The organism is Shewanella zhangzhouensis (assembly GCF_019457615.1).
Lineage (GTDB): Bacteria > Pseudomonadota > Gammaproteobacteria > Enterobacterales > Shewanellaceae > Shewanella > Shewanella zhangzhouensis.
Genome location: NZ_CP080414.1, coordinates 2,288,500 through 2,304,459, shown reverse-complemented (window position 1 = coordinate 2,304,459; position 15,960 = coordinate 2,288,500). Strand labels below are relative to the sequence as shown.

The following is a 15,960-nucleotide window of genomic DNA, read 5'->3' as shown; positions in this document are numbered from 1 at the left end:
TTGGCTCATCAACCAAGCGAGGTAACAGCCAATGACACTTTTTACTCCTCTGACTCTGCCGAATGGTTCCTCCATTCCAAACCGAATTGCCAAAGCGGCGATGGAAGAAAACATGGCAGACGTTGATTTTGCCCCTTCTGATAAACTACTGACGCTTTACAAAGCGTGGGCAGAGGGTGGTGCAGGCTTGCTGATAACCGGCAATGTCATGGTAGACACGCGCGCAATGACAGGACCCGGTGGTGTTGTGCTTGAACAGGCTTCACAATTGGATAAGTTCAAGGCCTGGGCCAAGGCGGGTCGTGCAAATGGAGCGCAATTCTGGATGCAGATTAATCATCCGGGCAGGCAAATGCCACAAAGCTTGGGCCAAACAACATGGGCTCCCTCCCCGGTTGCTGTAGAGCTTGGTGCTTTATCGAAGCATTTTAAGCCGCCGCAGGAATTGACAGAAGCCCGGATTCTTGAGGTTATAGAGCGCTTTGTTCGTACAGCTAAATTAGCTGAAGAAGCTGGTTTTACCGGCGTAGAAGTGCATGCAGCCCATGGATATCTCTTGAGCCAATTTCTTTCCCCCCTTACCAATAAGCGCCAGGATAAATGGGGTGGTGCGCTTGCTAACCGTGCACGGATCCTTACCCACATCATCAAAGGTATTCGAGAGGTAGTGTCTCAGGATTTTGCCGTCGCTGTTAAGCTCAACTCAGCAGACTTTCAACGGGGTGGTTTCAGCGTCAGCGATGCACAGGAAGTGGTCATTATGCTAAACGAGCTCGGCGTTGATCTCGTTGAGTTGTCGGGGGGCAGTTATGAAGCTCCTGCTATGCACGGCAAAACGCGCGATGGCAGCACGCTCTCCCGCGAAGCGTATTTTTTAACATTCGCCAAGGAGATCCAAACGGTCGCCCGGATGCCAATCATGGTCACAGGGGGTATTCGGCGTCTGCCCATTGCTGAGAAGGTCATTGAAAGTGGTATTGATATGGTCGGCATGGCGACTGCACTTGCCATTGACCCCACGCTACCTAAAGATTGGCTTGCAGGTAAACCAAGCACGGCACAAATGCGCCCTATCACCTGGCGCAACAAGCCACTCGCCTCACTCGCTTACATGGCTGTTGTAAAATATCATTTGCTTAAACTCAGCCTTGCGCAGTCGGCAAAAGTCAACGTTTCACCTTTGTGGGCCTTAATCGTGAATCAAATTGACGGTGCGGTTCGAACTCGCAAGTATCGGAAAAAGCTTGCAGCGCTGGACGAGTAAAGTGGACGAAGCTTTCGGAAAACGATAAAGGCTTCGATTGCGCCCCAGCGTTCGGCTTACGGGTGTCTTTCACGTTACAACGTAAAAAGAAAAGCACAGCCATCGCTGTGCTTTTCTATGTAAGGCAACCGGGTGAACATAAACCAATCTTCTTGGTGTAAGGCCAATGTGTCAGGCATCGTCATTTACGCTTTGGTATATGTGACACCTTCAATACCCGCCACACGGCGGCCGACGTGGTATTACTCTTAACTTTCAATCACTGTCGAGATACTGACTGTTATCTGTGTTGATGGGCTTGGTGGACACATCATTACATTCGTCTTTTTCCGCACGCCCTATCCCAACCCGTGAAGGGTCAGGGAAACACCAACTGCTTCGCCATATAGCCCGGTTCATCCGCCACCATGCCAGCATTACGATGGCTGCACACATAAGAATGCCAGCACCGATAGCCTTCTCAAACCAATGGGCAATCATAGCCACAGCGGCGGAGGCAATAAATGCCATCCCCAGTTGAATAAAGTTCTGCCAGCCTGCCGCCTTGGTGGCATTGCTGGAAAATGGTGCCAGCGCATCAGTAACCAGCAAGGGATAAACAGCACCATTAATAGCCGCTAAAGCTGCAAATACCCAGAGCACGGCCTGAATACCCGAACCGAGTTGCGTTAAAAGAAAGAGCACCAGGGATAACACCACAAAGCCGGTGATAAGCATGTTCTTGATAACTTGTGGACTGTAGGAGTTCAGTGCCTTCTTGCAGGCAAATCCGCCCAGCATAAATGCCAGGGTTTGAGGAATAAAACTCAGCCCAATTTCTGCGGCTGCATAGCCATGGTGTTGCATCACGGCCGGCCACAACGTCAGGTAGCAAAAGAATGCGGCGCTACAGGCACCAAATATGGCCACGTTGTTTTGAAATGCGCTATTTTTGAGGATTTTCCCAACCGGAACGGGCTCCGCTTGTTTGCGAACTCTGGATTCCTTTGCCAATACCGGTGTTACCGCTGCCAGCAACAATCCAACAATGGCCAGGATAATAAAAATGGCCCGCCAGCCATACTGTTCACTTACCCAGGCTCCCATGAGCGGCGCCAAGGCGGGCGACAGAGCTACCAAGGGCATAATTGATGAAAATACCCTCCTCGCTTCGCCTTCATCAAACCTTTCCATCACCAGCGCCTGCCAAATAACGGCTGCGCTGCAGGCGCCAAAAGCTTGAATTACCCGGAGCATAAAAAAGGCACTGATATTTTCGGTAAAGCCCAGCAATACACTACTCAAGGCAAACAGTCCAAGCCCCGCCATCAGGGTATTTCGTTTACCGAAGCGGTCGCATAAACTGCCATAAGCCAGTTGCCCAATGGCGAGCCCACCCAGAAAGCACGTCAGTGTCATGGCCACCAAACTGGCAGACGTATTTAAACTAGATTCAATCTGATTGAATGCAGGAAGATACATGTCGGTCGCCAAAAAACCGAGCATGCTGAGCAATGCCAAGTAAGGGAAAAATACTAAACTTCTTCGTTTAGTCAGATAATTGGAAATCAAACTTACCTCCACGTTTTTAATTCATCTTAGCGGCGTGGAGTCTAATAACTTGTTTTGCGGCTGTGAAACGGTTAATTTTGCATGCTGCAACCAAAATATTTCACGGCAAAGTGCCCTACTCGGATCAGGAAATTCACCATGCTATCGGAACAATCGCTGGAGTTGGTCGATATTGTTGCTCAGGTTGGCAGTTTTACGGCGGCCGCGGCAAAGCTACACAAGGTGCCTTCTGCGGTCAGCTACGCAATCAAGCAAATTGAAGACGAATTGGGTGTGGTGCTGTTTAATCGCCACCACCGTAATGTGAGCCTGACGGTAGCCGGTGAGCACTTTGTCCGTGAAGCCCGCTCCATGCTGTCGCAAATGGACGAACTCAAGCGGGGAACGCAGCGTATTGCCAATGGCTGGCAACCCACCCTATCCATTGCACTGGACAACATAGTCCGGGCAGACAAGATTAGTGTGTTAATTGCTGATTTTTATCGGCATTTTCAGGATGTCGAGTTAATCATACGCATCGAAGTATTTAATGGTGTATGGGAAGCCCTGGCCACAGGGCGCAGTCATATTGCCATTGGCGCGACCACCGCTATACCTGTAGGTGGCGTGTTTCAATATCGGGACATGGGGGTTATCGACTGGGCGTTCCTGGTGTCGAAAAACCATCCGCTGGCGTCCATCGAAGCGCCCTTAAGCGATGATATGCTAAGGCCATTTCCCTCAATCTGTCTTGAAGATACATCCCGGGAAATCCCCAAACGCACCACCTGGCTTTTGGACAACCAGCGTCGCCTGGTGGTGCCGGATTGGATCCGGGCCATTAACTGTTTCACCAACGGTTTAGGTATCGGCTACATGCCAAGACACTTGGCGGCGCCCTTTATTCAGGCCGGATTGTTGATGGAAAAAACACTGGAGCAGCCAAAGGCACCCAGCCCTTGCTGCCTTGCCTGGAACGGTGATGCGCCCTCGCCCGCCCTTAGCTGGGTACTCGACTACCTGGGCGACAGCGAAAAGCTGCACCGCGAATGGTTGGCATAAATGTGGTTTCCGCGGGGAATTCAGTTATGATAGCCAGGTTAGTCACACATTAAGGAGACATTGAAATGTCACAGGAAATTCTGGTTTCCAAGCAGTCGACACTGGAAGTCAACAAGCTCATTAAGAACACCTACATGCTGCTCTCCATGACGCTTGCATTTTCAGCGCTCTGTGCCTGGATTGCCACGGCGATGGGCATTTCGCCTTTGATGTCATTGGGTTTTGCCATTGGCGGATTTATTTTGCTGTTTGTCACCCTGCGTAAAGCCGACACCGCCGCCGGTCTCTTTTGGGTATTCGCCTTTACCGGTATGGAAGGTGCCTCTCTCGGTTTTATCCTGAACCACTATGCCGGTATGGCCAATGGCCCGGAGCTTATCATGCAGGCTTTCGGCCTGACTTCAGCCATTTTTATCGGCTTGTCGATGTACGCCCTCACCACCAAGAAAGACTTCTCTTTTATGGGCGGCTTTTTGTTCGCCGGTTTGATTGTGATTGTGATTGGTGGCCTGATTAATCTGTTCGTTGGCAACAGCACGGCTTATATGCTGCTTTCATGGGCGACCGCGCTGGTGTTTACCGGTCTTATCCTGTTTGATACCAGCCGAATCGTAAACGGCGGCGAGACCAACTATATCCGCGCCACAGTGTCGCTGTATCTGGACTTCCTCAACCTGTTCCTCGCCATTTTGCGTATTCTGGGCATGAACAACGACGATTAAACATTTCCGAGGAAATTAAGGTAAAATGGCCCACTTCCAGGGCCATTTTTTTATTATGAGCACATTTATTCTTCAGGTATCAGGTAAAGCCTATGGCAGCGCTGCACCGGTGCACGCGCTCAGGTTTGCCAAGGCCGCAATCGACGACGGCCATCAGATCCTTCGGGTATTTTTCTATCAGGATGGTGTGTTTAACGCATCCAGCTTAGGCTCGCCAGCATCCGATGAATTCAACGTCTATCAGGGATGGCAACAACTGGCCAAACTGCACAATGTCGAACTGGTTAATTGCGTGTCTGCGGCACTGAGACGCGGCATGGTGGCCAAGGAGGAAGCGGAAACTCAGGGGCTCAGCCATTGGAATGTGGATGACCACTTCCATAACGGCGGCCTGGGCGAGTTGGTAAGCGGCATCGCCAAGGCCGACAGACTTATCTGTTTTTAAGGAGCGCCAGTGAAAAAACTTTGTGTTGTGTTTTCAACGTCGCCCCATGGTAATGCCGCTGGCCGCGAAGCGCTGGATTTTGCCATGCTGGCAGCAAGTTATGATTTGGAAACCAGTATACTGTTTACCGATGAAGGTGTACTGCACCTGATGGCCAATCAAAATCCGGAATCTATTGGTTGTCGCGACTATATCGCCACCTTTGGTGCGCTGGAGTTTTACGATATCGAAAACTTATACGTCTGCAAGGACAGCCAGAAGGAATTCGGTATTGAGTCAGATTCTCTTCCCCTGGATGTTCAGGTGCTGACAAGCGAGGCTATCCGTGAACATTTCGCCTCGGTCAATGAAGTGGTGGTTTACTGATGATTTTGCATCATATTCAAAGCTCTACCGCACAAAGCGCCGGTCTTCGCCTCGCCCTACGTTATGCTGGTGATCGGGATGCACTGATAATCAGTGGTGATGCCGCAGGCTCAGTACTTCAGGCCAGTTGGCAGACCAAACTGGCCGGCAAGAGGGTGTATTTTTTAGATGAAGATGTCCATGCGCGGGGGCTGACAGCCATGATTTCAGCCCGTTACCCAGATGCAACCTTGGTGGATTACAGCGGCTGGGTAAAGCTCTCTTTAACGTTCGACAAGGTGATCACGTGGTAGATTCGATTGAATTTAATGGTCAGCAGATTGAAGTTGATAAAAATGGGTATTTGCTGTCGGTTGACGACTGGAGCCCCGAGCTTGCGCTGCTGCTGGCCGAATCTGAGTCCATCGTCATGACAGATGCCCACTGGGAAGTGGTTAACTTTGTTCGGGATTTTTATTTGGAGTATAAAACCAGCCCTGCTATCCGCGCGCTGGTCAAAGCCATGGGGCAGAAATTTGGCCCGGATAAAGGCAATTCCAAATACCTCTACACCCTGTTCCCGATTGGTCCGGCGAAACAAGCCACCAAGATTGCCGGCCTGCCCAAACCCGCCAAATGTATTTAACAGGCGCTGATTAGACTGAATACAAAAAGCCCCGCTGTCGCGGGGCTTTTTACTGTTGGACGTTTATTGTCAGACGTTGTCTAACACAATCAAGAAGGCCTTCCCCAAGGTAGCAAACATGATACCGACAAATACCGCTATCACTGCCACGTATGAAAGCCAACGTAAGTAGCGTTGACCGTTATCCATATACCCTTGAAAAATAGTGTCTTGTAATTAACCGAGTTGCTCAATACCACCCATATAAGGGCGCAGTGCTTCAGGCACGGTAACAGTGCCATCGGCATTCTGATAGTTTTCCAGAATCGCCACCAGAGTGCGGCCAACTGCCAGACCTGAACCGTTCAGGGTGTGAACCAGTGCCGGCTTGTTGTCTTCTTTGTTGCGATAGCGCGCCTGCATACGGCGGGCCTGGAAATCCTTCACGTTGGAGCAGGAAGAGATCTCACGATAGGTGTTTTGTGCTGGCAACCATACTTCGATGTCGTAGGTTTTGGCAGCACCAAAGCCCATGTCGCCGGTACAGAGCACCACAGTGCGGTGTGGCAGCCCCAGCTTTTTCAGTACGTTTTCGGCATGGCCAACCATGTCTTCCAGCGCGTCCATAGACTGCTCTGGTTTGACGATTTGTACCATTTCAACCTTGTCGAACTGGTGCTGACGGATAAGACCACGGGTGTCTTTACCGTATGAACCGGCTTCAGAGCGGAAGCACGCAGTATGGGCGGTAATCTTGATGGGCAGGTCGGCCTCATCGATGATGGTGTCGCGCACCAGGTTGGTTACCGGCACTTCTGCGGTCGGAATAAGGCTTAATGCCTGGCCTTCCTCAGTAGCGGGCTTGAGGTTAAACAAATCCTCACTGAACTTGGGCAGCTGACCTGTACCCAGTAAGCTGTCGGTGTTCACCAGCAAAGGCACGTAGGCTTCAGTGTAACCGTGCTCTATGGTATGCAGGTCGAGCATAAACTGCGCCAGTGCGCGGTGCATGCGGGCAATCTGGCCTTTCATGACGATAAAGCGAGAGCCAGTGATCTTCACCGCACTCTTAAAATCCAAACCGCCCAGGGTTTCGCCCAGATCTACGTGATCTTTAACGGGAAAATCAAAGCTGCGTGGCTCGCCCCAACGGCGAATTTCCACGTTTTCACTTTCGTCCCTGCCTACAGGCACAGACTCGTCAGGCAGGTTGGGCACTGACATGGCAATGGCGTTGATTTCTTCCAGCAGCGCTGCCAGTTCGACCTTTTTGGCTTCAAGCTCGGCACCGAGGTTACCTACCTGAGCCATGATGGGCGCGACGTCTTCACCACGGGACTTTGCCTGACCGATGGATTTGGAAATGGCGTTGCGACTGGCCTGCAGCTCTTCGGTGGCTACCTGCAGCGACTTGCGCTTTTCTTCCAGCGCTTTGAGATGGTCGATATCGAGCGCAAAACCGCGGGCGGCCAGACGCTCTTTGGTGAATTCCAGTTCATTACGGAGATATTTGGTATCTAACATACTTGTTGTCTTATAAGTTAAACGCGGGAATAAATCAGCTGCTGCCCAAGATACACCACGGTCAGGCAAAGTATCAGGTTCAGAAGCACATTCAGGCTCGCCTTCACAAGTTCACCCTGCTGCAACAGTAGCAAGGTTTCGTTTGAGAAGGTGGAAAACGTCGTTAAGGCGCCCAGAAAGCCAACACCAATCAGCGCTTTCCACTCAGGACCGATATGGCTGAGCTCCGCCAGGGCGTATATGCATCCCATTAAAAAGGATCCCGCCACGTTGACGATGAGTGTACCAAAAGGAAAACCGGTGCCAAAGAGTTGTAACGCAAGAATCGAGATGGAATAGCGCAAAACTGCACCTATAGCACCTCCTGCAGCAATATAGAGCACGTTATTCATAGCGTTTTCGCCCACTTTGTTGATTCAGAGCATCGAGATTAGCAAGTTTGTCTCGAATGCGTTTCTCAAAACCGCGCTCGGTGGGATGGTAAAAGCGGCTGTGCTGCAGTGCTTCAGGAAAATAATTTTCCCCCGCGGCGAAGGCCCCATCCTCATCATGGGCATAACGATAACCCTCACCGACACCAAGTTCATTCATAAGTTTGGTGGGCGCATTACGCAGGTGATTGGGTACAGGCGCATTGCCGGTTTCTCTGGCAAGTACCCGTGCGGCCTTGAAGGCTGTGTAAACCGCATTGCTCTTGGGCGCACTGGCAAGGTAAATCACTGCCTGAGCGATGGCGCGCTCACCTTCTGCCGGGCCTACCCGGTGGAAACAATCCCAGGCGTTCAGGGCTACCGTCATGGCATTGGGGTCGGCGTTGCCGATATCTTCTGAGGCAATGGCAAGCAGGCGCCTTGCCACATAAAGGGGATCGCCGCCCCCTTCAAGAATGCGGCAAAACCAATAAAGCGCTGCATCCGGCGCAGAGCCACGAATGGATTTATGCACTGCACTGATGAGGTCGTAATACTGGTCGCCGTTTTTATCGTAACCCGCCGCCTGATGGCCGGCGACCTCCGATAAAAGTTCAAGATTGTACTCACCGCCATCTGGCAGCAAGTCAGACATGAGCTCCAGTAAATTGAGCGCCTTACGCGCATCGCCGTCGCATAGCCGGGCGATGGCAGACTTGAGTTCTGCCTTTAGCATAAGGGCGCGTTTGCCAAGTCCCCTCGCCTCATCGCTGTTGGCCTGCTCCAGGATTTGACCAATAGCATCGTCCTCAAGCCGTTTAATGAGATATACGCGGCAACGTGACAGCAGCGCGTTATTGACTTCAAAGGACGGGTTTTCTGTGGTGGCGCCGATAAAAATCACTGTACCGTCTTCGATAAACGGCAGAAAGGCGTCCTGCTGACTCTTGTTAAAACGGTGGACCTCGTCCACAAACAGCAAGGTACGCTGTCCGCGTGACTGGGCCACATTTTTCGCCTGCTCAATAGCAGCCCTGATTTCCTTTACCCCGGACGTTACTGCAGAGATACGCTCAACATGGGCATTGGCGTAACGTGCGACGAGCTCGGCCAATGTGGTTTTGCCTGTACCCGGAGGCCCCCAAAGCAGCATCGAGTGCACCTTACCGGCAAGCAGTGCCTGACGCAGCGGCTTACCCTCACCAAGGAGGTGTGACTGCCCTATATACTCCTCAACACTGGCCGGGCGCATACGGGCAGCCAGTGGGTTGAAGTCGGGGCTGAAATCAAAACTCAATGACACAGCGCATCCTTTTACTGACGACGCTGATCGTCAATGCTGACGCCATCAGGGATCTGAAACTGAAACAGTCTCTCGTCTGCATCGGTCACTGGCGCCTGCTCAGAAAGCGCAAAGTGGCTGGTGCTGCCCTGGGCATCGGTCAGGCGAATATCAGACAGCGCATTATTTGCAAAACAGACAGAGACAGTATCGACCGCGCTTTCAACGCCCTGACGTGGAGTAATGTCAAAGCAACTGCCGTTTTTATCAATCTGATATTCATTCCAGCGCTTTTCATCACGATGCACCAACAGCGCCATGGGTGAAGCCTTAAGAATATCCTCCATATCCAGGATACTGACTTCTTCGGCAAAGGGGTTATACACCCACACACTGTTGTCTTTGGCCACTATCAGGGATTCATCGGGGGCTGTGAGGTGCCAGTAAAAGGCGTCGGGTTGATGCATGGCAATCACACCGCTGCCCTCCTGGATGAGTTTGCCATTCTGATCTGTTACTTTCTGGCTGAAGTTGGCCTTGATGCCCTGCATCACATCCAATTTGGATACCAGTTCACTGGCATCATCTGCAAAGACCGCAAAAGGCAGCACGGCCGAAAAGAGCACTACAATCGACTTTTTCAAATACTAACCTCATCACTATTCATAAAATCCAGAGCCGCATAATTCAGACCCTAACGCACCGGGCCAGGTAATGTCGTCGCTGAGTTAATTTCTGGGGGGCGGCGGTGCCAACACTTCACGGTTGCCGTTGTGGCCCTGGGCACTGACAACCCCGGCCATTTCCATCTGTTCGATAATGCGGGCTGCCCGGTTGTAGCCGATTTTAAACTTGCGCTGCACACTTGAGATGGAACCGCGACGGGACTCAGTAACGAAGGCGACGGCTTCGTCGTATAGCGGATCGTAATCTTCATCGCCCTCCTCAGACGCTTCGCCTGGCAGCAATACCTGCTCGCCATCGCTGGAGCCCTGGAGGATCTCATCAATGTATTGTGGCTTGCCGCGGGCATGCCAATCGGCCACTACCCTGTGTACTTCATGGTCGTCAATAAAGGCGCCGTGTACGCGGATTGGCACGCCTGTGCCCGGCGGCAGATACAACATGTCACCCATACCTAGCAGTGTTTCAGCACCTTGCTGGTCCAAAATGGTTCGGGAATCGATACGTGACGATACCTGGAAGGCCATACGTGTGGGGATGTTGGCTTTAATCAAACCGGTTATCACATCCACGGATGGGCGCTGAGTCGCCAAAATCAGGTGAATACCGGCTGCCCGGGCTTTTTGAGCGATACGGGCGATAAGCTCTTCAACTTTTTTACCCACAATCATCATCATGTCGGCAAATTCGTCGACCACCACCACAATAGACGGCAGTTTATCCAGCTCAGGGGCTTCTTCATCAAAGCTTTCGCTGGATTTCCACAGTGGATCCACAATAGGTTCGCCGCTGGCTTTGGCGTCAGCAATCTTGGCGTTATAGCCTTTAAGATTACGCACACCCAGCGCAGACATAAGCTTATAGCGGCGCTCCATTTCACCAACGCACCAACGCAGCGCATTGGATGCTTCTTTCATGTCGGTGACCACTTCACACAACAGATGTGGAATGCCTTCATACACAGAAAGTTCCAACATCTTGGGGTCAATCATAATAAAGCGGACATCATCAGGGCCTGACTTGTACAGCAGACTGGTGATCATCACGTTCACACCGACCGATTTACCCGATCCCGTGGTACCGGCAACCAGCAAGTGTGGCATTTTACCCAAATCCACCACAACAGGCTCACCGGCGATATCCTGACCCAGCACCATCGCAAGCGTGCTTGGATTTTGCTTGAACTTGTCGGAGTCGAGCACATCACGCATGTACACGGTTTCGCGAAACTTATTTGGCAGTTCCAGTCCCACATAGGCCTTACCTGGGATCACTTCCACCACCCTCACCCGCTCTGCCAGCAAGGAGCGGGCAAGGTCGCTGGCGAGATTGGAGATTTTGGATGCCTTAACGCCGGGCGCGAGCTCCAACTCAAACCGGGTGATAACCGGGCCCGGATAAACCCCAACCACGTTGGCGGTAATGTTAAAGTCGGCCAGTTTTGCTTCGACCAAACGCGCTACCTGATCCAGCTCTTCTTCACTGATAGGATTTTCCTTGCGGTTGGGCACATTCAAAAGCTCAATACTTGGCAATGGCGCCATGGGCTTGGCTGGCGTGTTATCCTGGCCTGGCAACACCACTATGCCATCAACAATTTTTGCGCCTTCCACTTTTTTGGGCTGAGGCTTGGGTGCCTTGGCAAGGGCGCCGTCTGAAGTGGCCTCATCAAAACCCATGTCTTCCCAGGGAGCAAGCTCGTCAGATGGATGACCATATCCGTTATTGTCGAATGTATCTGTGGATGCACTTGGTGACGAGAAGGCCTTATTTGAAGTTGAACCACCCAGGTGACTGTCATCTGCCTCGATGGCACCATGGTGTGGTGAGACATCGGAAAACGCAGGCTCAACCCTGGTAAACCGGGATTTTGATTCTTTAGCAGCAGCCGTACCTGACACTGAGTATTCATCATCAGTATTTGCGCTAACTGCCATGAGGTTTTCAGGCTCGTCCGGCGCATCAAAAGTCGAGGGCGCTACATCAACATCTGATTCTGTTTTACTGCGGCTGAAAATGGAAAAGAGCTTACGTCTTTCTTTTTGGCCCGACTCAGTGTTTTCTGCTGTCGAGCCCCCTAATTGAGTACCAGCTGACGCGATAATGTCTGATTCAGTTAAATCGTCTTCATTAACGCCAGCAAGCAGTGGTTCCTTCTGCTTGCGTTTAAAGCCTGCGGCGATGGACATAAACCCCTGGGTGTCTTCCGTGTCACGAGAGTTAGCAATTCTGGAAGGCAGTTGATATATGCCCTGAAACGCTCCGATGGTTGCTCTGCCGGTGAGCTCCACCAGAGCAATCAGGCTAATACCTGTAAGCAGGGTAAAGCCTGTGGCTATACTGCACAGCAGCAGTAGCGTCGTCCCAAGGGAATTGAAATAGGGCAACATGGCATTGGCTATGACGTCACCTGTTACGCCGCCGGCCGAAAATTCATAAATATCATTGCCATTCATGCTGGCGAGTGTAGACACGCCAAACACAATAAGGATAAATCCCAGTAAGCGCATTGAGACTGAAAAATAATCAATTTCAAGTAACCGGTGGGACTGCTTGAACAACAGCCAACCGGTACCGGCAATCACAAATGGCGTAAGAAATGCGCTGTAACCAAAGAAGTACAGCAGTACATCGGCAATCCAGGCCCCCACTGCCCCACCGAGATTCTCAATCTGTCCCTGATAGTTACTCTGGCTCCAACCTGGGTCCGATGCACTGAAACTGCTCAGTGCCAGCAACACATAGATGGCCAGCATGGAACAAATAATAAGGCCACCTTCGAGTAGCCGTTGCAGTCCGCTTAGCGAATGAACGCGATTTCCCTGAGACAAACGAAAGGATCCATAGCAACATTAAAAACAGGTGAAATTAAGATACCAGAATCCTGTTGAAAGTGGAGCTAAATTGGGGGTTTTATGGGCAGTCGCACCCTTTTGTGAGCAAAAATTCATGCGACGGTTAATTAAGCCAACAAAAAAGGGAGCCTAGGCTCCCTTTTTATATCGCTGACAGAGACTTAGTTACTTGTCAGAGATGTTGTTTACCGCGACCTTATTGGTCTGCTTGACCTCTTCCATCACGACGTAGGTACGGGTGTCGGACACAGAAGGTAATTTCAGCAGGGTTTCACCCAAGAGCTTACGGTAGGCAGACATGTCGGAAACGCGGGTTTTGAGCAGATAGTCGAAATCACCGGAAACCAGGTGACATTCCTGAATATCATCCAGCAACTGCACGGCACGATTGAAGCGATCAAACACCTCTGGGGTGTCCCTGTTCAGGGTGATCTCAACAAAAACCAGCAGCGAGGCGCCCAAGTAATGTGGGTTTACCAAGGCAGTATAACCATTGATATACCCTTGCTTTTCCAAGCGTTTAACCCTTTCCAAACAAGGAGTTGGACTCAGCCCTACTCGTTTGGACAGCTCAACATTTGAAATTCTTCCATCAATTTGCAGTTCATTAAGGATATTGCGATCGATGCGATCCAGGTCTTTAACCGGATTCTTTTTATTATATGCCATATTTTTGACCTTGTTTTATTACTAAAACAACATTTAATTTTACGTATGTCGAAAGTTCAGCAGCATAAACTGCAGAGGCAATACTATACTAGATATCCCTGAAATAATCACGTTCAGGTCACGACAAAATAACAAATTTGCCTGCGAAAAGCGGGTATTTATGCAATTGAGGCTCGAAGATGATAATTGGTGTACCAAAGGAAATCAAAAACCATGAATATCGCGTTGGTATGGTGCCCTCCAGCGTGCGTGAACTGACCCTGCGTGGCCATCAGGTATTCGTAGAAGCGACTGCCGGTGGTGGTATTGGCTTTACAGATCAAGACTATATCGATGCCGGTGCCACTATTCTGGGCACAGCAGAAGAAGTCTTTGCCAAAGCCGATATGATTGTGAAAGTGAAAGAGCCTCAGGCCGTTGAGCGCGCTATGCTGCGTCACGACCAAATCCTCTTCACCTATCTGCACCTTGCTCCGGATCTGCCTCAAACTGAAGAGCTGGTAAGCTCTGGCGCCGTATGTATTGCTTATGAAACAGTGACTGACGACCGCGGTGGTCTACCTCTGCTGGCGCCAATGTCTGAAGTAGCCGGTCGCATGTCTATTCAAGCCGGTGCCATGGCTCTGGAGAAGTCTGCCGGTGGCCGCGGTATGCTGCTGGGTGGCGTACCAGGTGTTGAGCCAGCCAAAGTGGTTATCATCGGTGGCGGTATGGTAGGCACCAACGCCGCTCAAATGGCAGTGGGTATGGGCGCCGATGTCGTAGTTCTGGACCGCTCTATCGATGCACTGCGTCGTTTGAACGTACAGTTCGGCTCATCTGTTAAAGCCGTATACTCCACTGCCGATGCCATCGAGCGTCACGTACTGGAAGCTGATCTGGTTATCGGCGGCGTACTGATCCCAGGTGCTGCTGCGCCCAAGCTGGTTACTGCTGACATGATCAAGCGCATGAAAGCCGGTGCCGCTATTGTTGACGTAGCAATCGACCAGGGCGGTTGTGTTGAAACGTCTCATGCAACCACGCACCAGGACCCAACCTACATTGTTGATGACGTGGTTCACTACTGCGTAGCCAACATGCCAGGCGCCGTTGCCCGCACCTCTACCTTTGCGTTGAACAACGCTACCCTGCCCTACATCATTAAGCTGGCTGACAAGGGTTACAAGGCTGCACTGCTGGCCGACAAGCACCTGCTGAACGGTCTGAACGTGATGCACGGCAAGATCACCTGTAAAGAAGTGGCCGAAGCGCACAACCTGTCTTACGTTTCAGCGTCTGAATTGCTGTAATTAACGCAGACAAGGGTTAATGAAAGGGGAGCTTGGCTCCCCTTTTTCGTATCCCGGGCGGGGCAGTGGAAACCCTGATAGACAAGATAGATTAGGATCATCTAAGTCTTCACTCGTTACGGCCTTTACCCTTACACGTAAATTCCCTACAATCCCAGCAATTTGCCAAGGCACGGAGAATAAAATGAGCCAAGCCAAACACAGCCAGCTGCTGATCCTCGGATCCGGTCCAGCCGGCTACACTGCCGCCGTCTATGCTGCACGTGCAAACCTGAACCCAGTGATGATCACCGGTCTTCAGCAAGGTGGTCAGCTGACCACCACCACCGAAGTTGAAAACTGGCCAGGTGATGCCGAAGGTTTGACAGGTCCAGGCCTGATGGCCCGTATGCAGGAGCATGCCGAAAAGTTCAACACCGAAATCATTTTCGACCATATCAACGAAGTGACGCTCTCTGAGCGTCCTTTCCGTTTGAAAGGTGATAATGGCGAGTACACCTGTGATGCACTCATCATTGCCACCGGTGCATCGGCTAAGTACCTGGGTCTGCCTTCTGAAGATGCCTTTAAAGGCCGCGGCGTATCAGCCTGTGCTACCTGTGACGGTTTCTTCTATCGCAATCAGAAAGTCGCCGTGATTGGTGGTGGTAACACAGCTGTTGAAGAAGCCCTGTATCTCTCAAACATTGCTTCTGAAGTTCACCTCATTCACCGTCGTGACAGCTTCCGCTCAGAGAAGATTCTGATTGACCGTCTGATGGATAAAGTTGCCAACGGTAACATTATTCTTCACTTGGATAAGACCCTGGATGAAGTGGTTGGCGACAACATGGGTGTAACCGGTGTTAAGCTGAAATCTACCAAAGACGACTCGACTGAAGCATTCGATGTGGCAGGTGTTTTTGTGGCCATTGGTCACAGCCCCAATACCGGCATCTTCGAAGGTCAGTTGGAGATGAACAACGGTTACATCAAAGTGCAAAGCGGTCTGAACGGTAATGCAACCCAAACCAGCATTGAAGGCGTATTTGCTGCCGGTGACGTGATGGACCAACACTATCGCCAGGCCATTACCTCAGCCGGTACCGGCTGTATGGCAGCACTGGATGCTGAGCGTTATTTGGACGCCAAGCATTGATAGGTTCCTTAAAATAAAAAAGCCGGCTAAGTGCCGGCTTTTTTATTGCGGGTGTCAATAATGTTTGGCTACACAAATGAGACCCACAAAAAAAGGGACCCTAAGGTCCCCTT

16 protein-coding genes are annotated in these 15,960 nt (G+C 51.1%); 9 read left to right on the top strand and 7 right to left on the bottom strand.

What is annotated here, in order from left to right:
* The first annotated feature begins 31 nt into the window (after positions 1–31).
* Positions 32–1,264, top strand: coding sequence for an NADH:flavin oxidoreductase/NADH oxidase family protein (locus K0H63_RS09975; protein ID WP_220064559.1), 1,233 nt, complete (start codon positions 32–34; stop codon positions 1,262–1,264).
* Between the two features lie 255 nt (positions 1,265–1,519).
* Here the strand turns inward: K0H63_RS09975 and punC are convergent, their stop codons facing one another.
* Entirely contained in the window at positions 1,520–2,815 is a 1,296-nt protein-coding gene (punC, locus tag K0H63_RS09970; protein ID WP_258405562.1) for a purine nucleoside transporter PunC, read from the bottom strand.
* A 138-nt stretch (positions 2,816–2,953) separates the two neighbouring features.
* Between punC and punR the strand changes: the two genes are divergently transcribed.
* From punR to K0H63_RS09940, 6 genes are all read left to right on the top strand, one after another.
* Positions 2,954–3,856, top strand: a complete 903-nt coding sequence (punR, locus tag K0H63_RS09965) for a DNA-binding transcriptional activator PunR (RefSeq protein ID WP_220064558.1) — start codon at positions 2,954–2,956, stop codon at positions 3,854–3,856.
* Positions 3,857–3,921: 65 nt separating this feature from the next.
* Positions 3,922–4,578 (top strand): Bax inhibitor-1/YccA family protein, encoded by a 657-nt coding sequence (locus K0H63_RS09960; protein WP_011759895.1) that lies wholly within the window; start codon positions 3,922–3,924, stop codon positions 4,576–4,578.
* A 55-nt stretch (positions 4,579–4,633) separates the two neighbouring features.
* Positions 4,634–5,023: a sulfurtransferase complex subunit TusD gene (tusD, locus tag K0H63_RS09955; protein ID WP_220064557.1), complete on the top strand. Its 390-nt coding sequence runs from the start codon at positions 4,634–4,636 to the stop codon at positions 5,021–5,023.
* 9 nt (positions 5,024–5,032) lie between these two features.
* Entirely contained in the window at positions 5,033–5,389 is a 357-nt protein-coding gene (gene tusC / locus K0H63_RS09950) for a sulfurtransferase complex subunit TusC (protein WP_220064556.1), read from the top strand.
* Positions 5,389–5,682, top strand: coding sequence for a sulfurtransferase complex subunit TusB (gene tusB / locus K0H63_RS09945; RefSeq protein WP_220064555.1), 294 nt, complete (start codon positions 5,389–5,391; stop codon positions 5,680–5,682). The genes tusC and tusB overlap by 1 nt, the downstream gene beginning before the upstream one ends.
* A complete protein-coding gene (locus K0H63_RS09940; protein ID WP_220064554.1) occupies positions 5,676–6,014 on the top strand; it encodes a TusE/DsrC/DsvC family sulfur relay protein in 339 nt (112 codons plus the stop codon). The genes tusB and K0H63_RS09940 overlap by 7 nt, the downstream gene beginning before the upstream one ends.
* A gap of 216 nt (positions 6,015–6,230) precedes the next feature.
* Here the strand turns inward: K0H63_RS09940 and serS are convergent, their stop codons facing one another.
* The 6 genes from serS to lrp form a co-directional block, all read right to left on the bottom strand.
* The gene (gene serS / locus K0H63_RS09935) at positions 6,231–7,517 is read right to left on the bottom strand and encodes a serine--tRNA ligase (RefSeq protein ID WP_220064553.1); all 1,287 of its coding nucleotides are present in this window, start codon (positions 7,515–7,517) and stop codon (positions 6,231–6,233) included.
* A gap of 17 nt (positions 7,518–7,534) precedes the next feature.
* A complete protein-coding gene (gene crcB / locus K0H63_RS09930; RefSeq protein WP_220064552.1) occupies positions 7,535–7,909 on the bottom strand; it encodes a fluoride efflux transporter CrcB in 375 nt (124 codons plus the stop codon).
* Positions 7,902–9,179, bottom strand: a complete 1,278-nt coding sequence (locus tag K0H63_RS09925) for a replication-associated recombination protein A (RefSeq protein WP_220067873.1) — start codon at positions 9,177–9,179, stop codon at positions 7,902–7,904. Before K0H63_RS09925 ends, crcB begins: the two co-directional genes overlap by 8 nt.
* Positions 9,180–9,241: 62 nt before the next feature.
* A complete protein-coding gene (gene lolA, locus K0H63_RS09920) occupies positions 9,242–9,853 on the bottom strand; it encodes an outer membrane lipoprotein periplasmic chaperone LolA (RefSeq protein WP_220064551.1) in 612 nt (203 codons plus the stop codon).
* A gap of 84 nt (positions 9,854–9,937) precedes the next feature.
* Positions 9,938–12,724: a DNA translocase FtsK gene (locus K0H63_RS09915; RefSeq protein WP_220064550.1), complete on the bottom strand. Its 2,787-nt coding sequence runs from the start codon at positions 12,722–12,724 to the stop codon at positions 9,938–9,940.
* Positions 12,725–12,913: 189 nt separating this feature from the next.
* The gene (lrp, locus tag K0H63_RS09910; protein WP_011759884.1) at positions 12,914–13,417 is read right to left on the bottom strand and encodes a leucine-responsive transcriptional regulator Lrp; all 504 of its coding nucleotides are present in this window, start codon (positions 13,415–13,417) and stop codon (positions 12,914–12,916) included.
* Between the two features lie 179 nt (positions 13,418–13,596).
* On the opposite strand from lrp, the gene ald reads away from it, so the two are divergent.
* Complete coding sequence (gene ald, locus K0H63_RS09905; protein WP_220064549.1) at positions 13,597–14,709, top strand: alanine dehydrogenase; 1,113 nt, start codon at positions 13,597–13,599, stop codon at positions 14,707–14,709.
* Between the two features lie 184 nt (positions 14,710–14,893).
* The gene (trxB, locus tag K0H63_RS09900; protein WP_220064548.1) at positions 14,894–15,847 is read left to right on the top strand and encodes a thioredoxin-disulfide reductase; all 954 of its coding nucleotides are present in this window, start codon (positions 14,894–14,896) and stop codon (positions 15,845–15,847) included.
* The last annotated feature ends 113 nt before the right edge of the window (positions 15,848–15,960 follow it).

Excerpts from the sequence above, each read along its gene's own strand:
- serS (WP_220064553.1), bottom strand. The coding sequence starts at position 7,517 with ATGTTAGATACCAAATATCTCCGTAATGAACTGGAATTCACCAAAGAG.
- ald (WP_220064549.1), top strand. The coding sequence starts at position 13,597 with ATGATAATTGGTGTACCAAAGGAAATCAAAAACCATGAATATCGCGTT.
- tusD (WP_220064557.1), top strand. The coding sequence starts at position 4,634 with ATGAGCACATTTATTCTTCAGGTATCAGGTAAAGCCTATGGCAGCGCT.
- K0H63_RS09925 (WP_220067873.1), bottom strand. The coding sequence starts at position 9,179 with ATGCGCCCGGCCAGTGTTGAGGAGTATATAGGGCAGTCACACCTCCTT.
- K0H63_RS09960 (WP_011759895.1), top strand. The coding sequence starts at position 3,922 with ATGTCACAGGAAATTCTGGTTTCCAAGCAGTCGACACTGGAAGTCAAC.
- K0H63_RS09975 (WP_220064559.1), top strand. The coding sequence starts at position 32 with ATGACACTTTTTACTCCTCTGACTCTGCCGAATGGTTCCTCCATTCCA.
- trxB (WP_220064548.1), top strand. The coding sequence starts at position 14,894 with ATGAGCCAAGCCAAACACAGCCAGCTGCTGATCCTCGGATCCGGTCCA.
- tusB (WP_220064555.1), top strand. The coding sequence starts at position 5,389 with ATGATTTTGCATCATATTCAAAGCTCTACCGCACAAAGCGCCGGTCTT.
- crcB (WP_220064552.1), bottom strand. The coding sequence starts at position 7,909 with ATGAATAACGTGCTCTATATTGCTGCAGGAGGTGCTATAGGTGCAGTT.
- punR (WP_220064558.1), top strand. The coding sequence starts at position 2,954 with ATGCTATCGGAACAATCGCTGGAGTTGGTCGATATTGTTGCTCAGGTT.
- lrp (WP_011759884.1), bottom strand. The coding sequence starts at position 13,417 with ATGGCATATAATAAAAAGAATCCGGTTAAAGACCTGGATCGCATCGAT.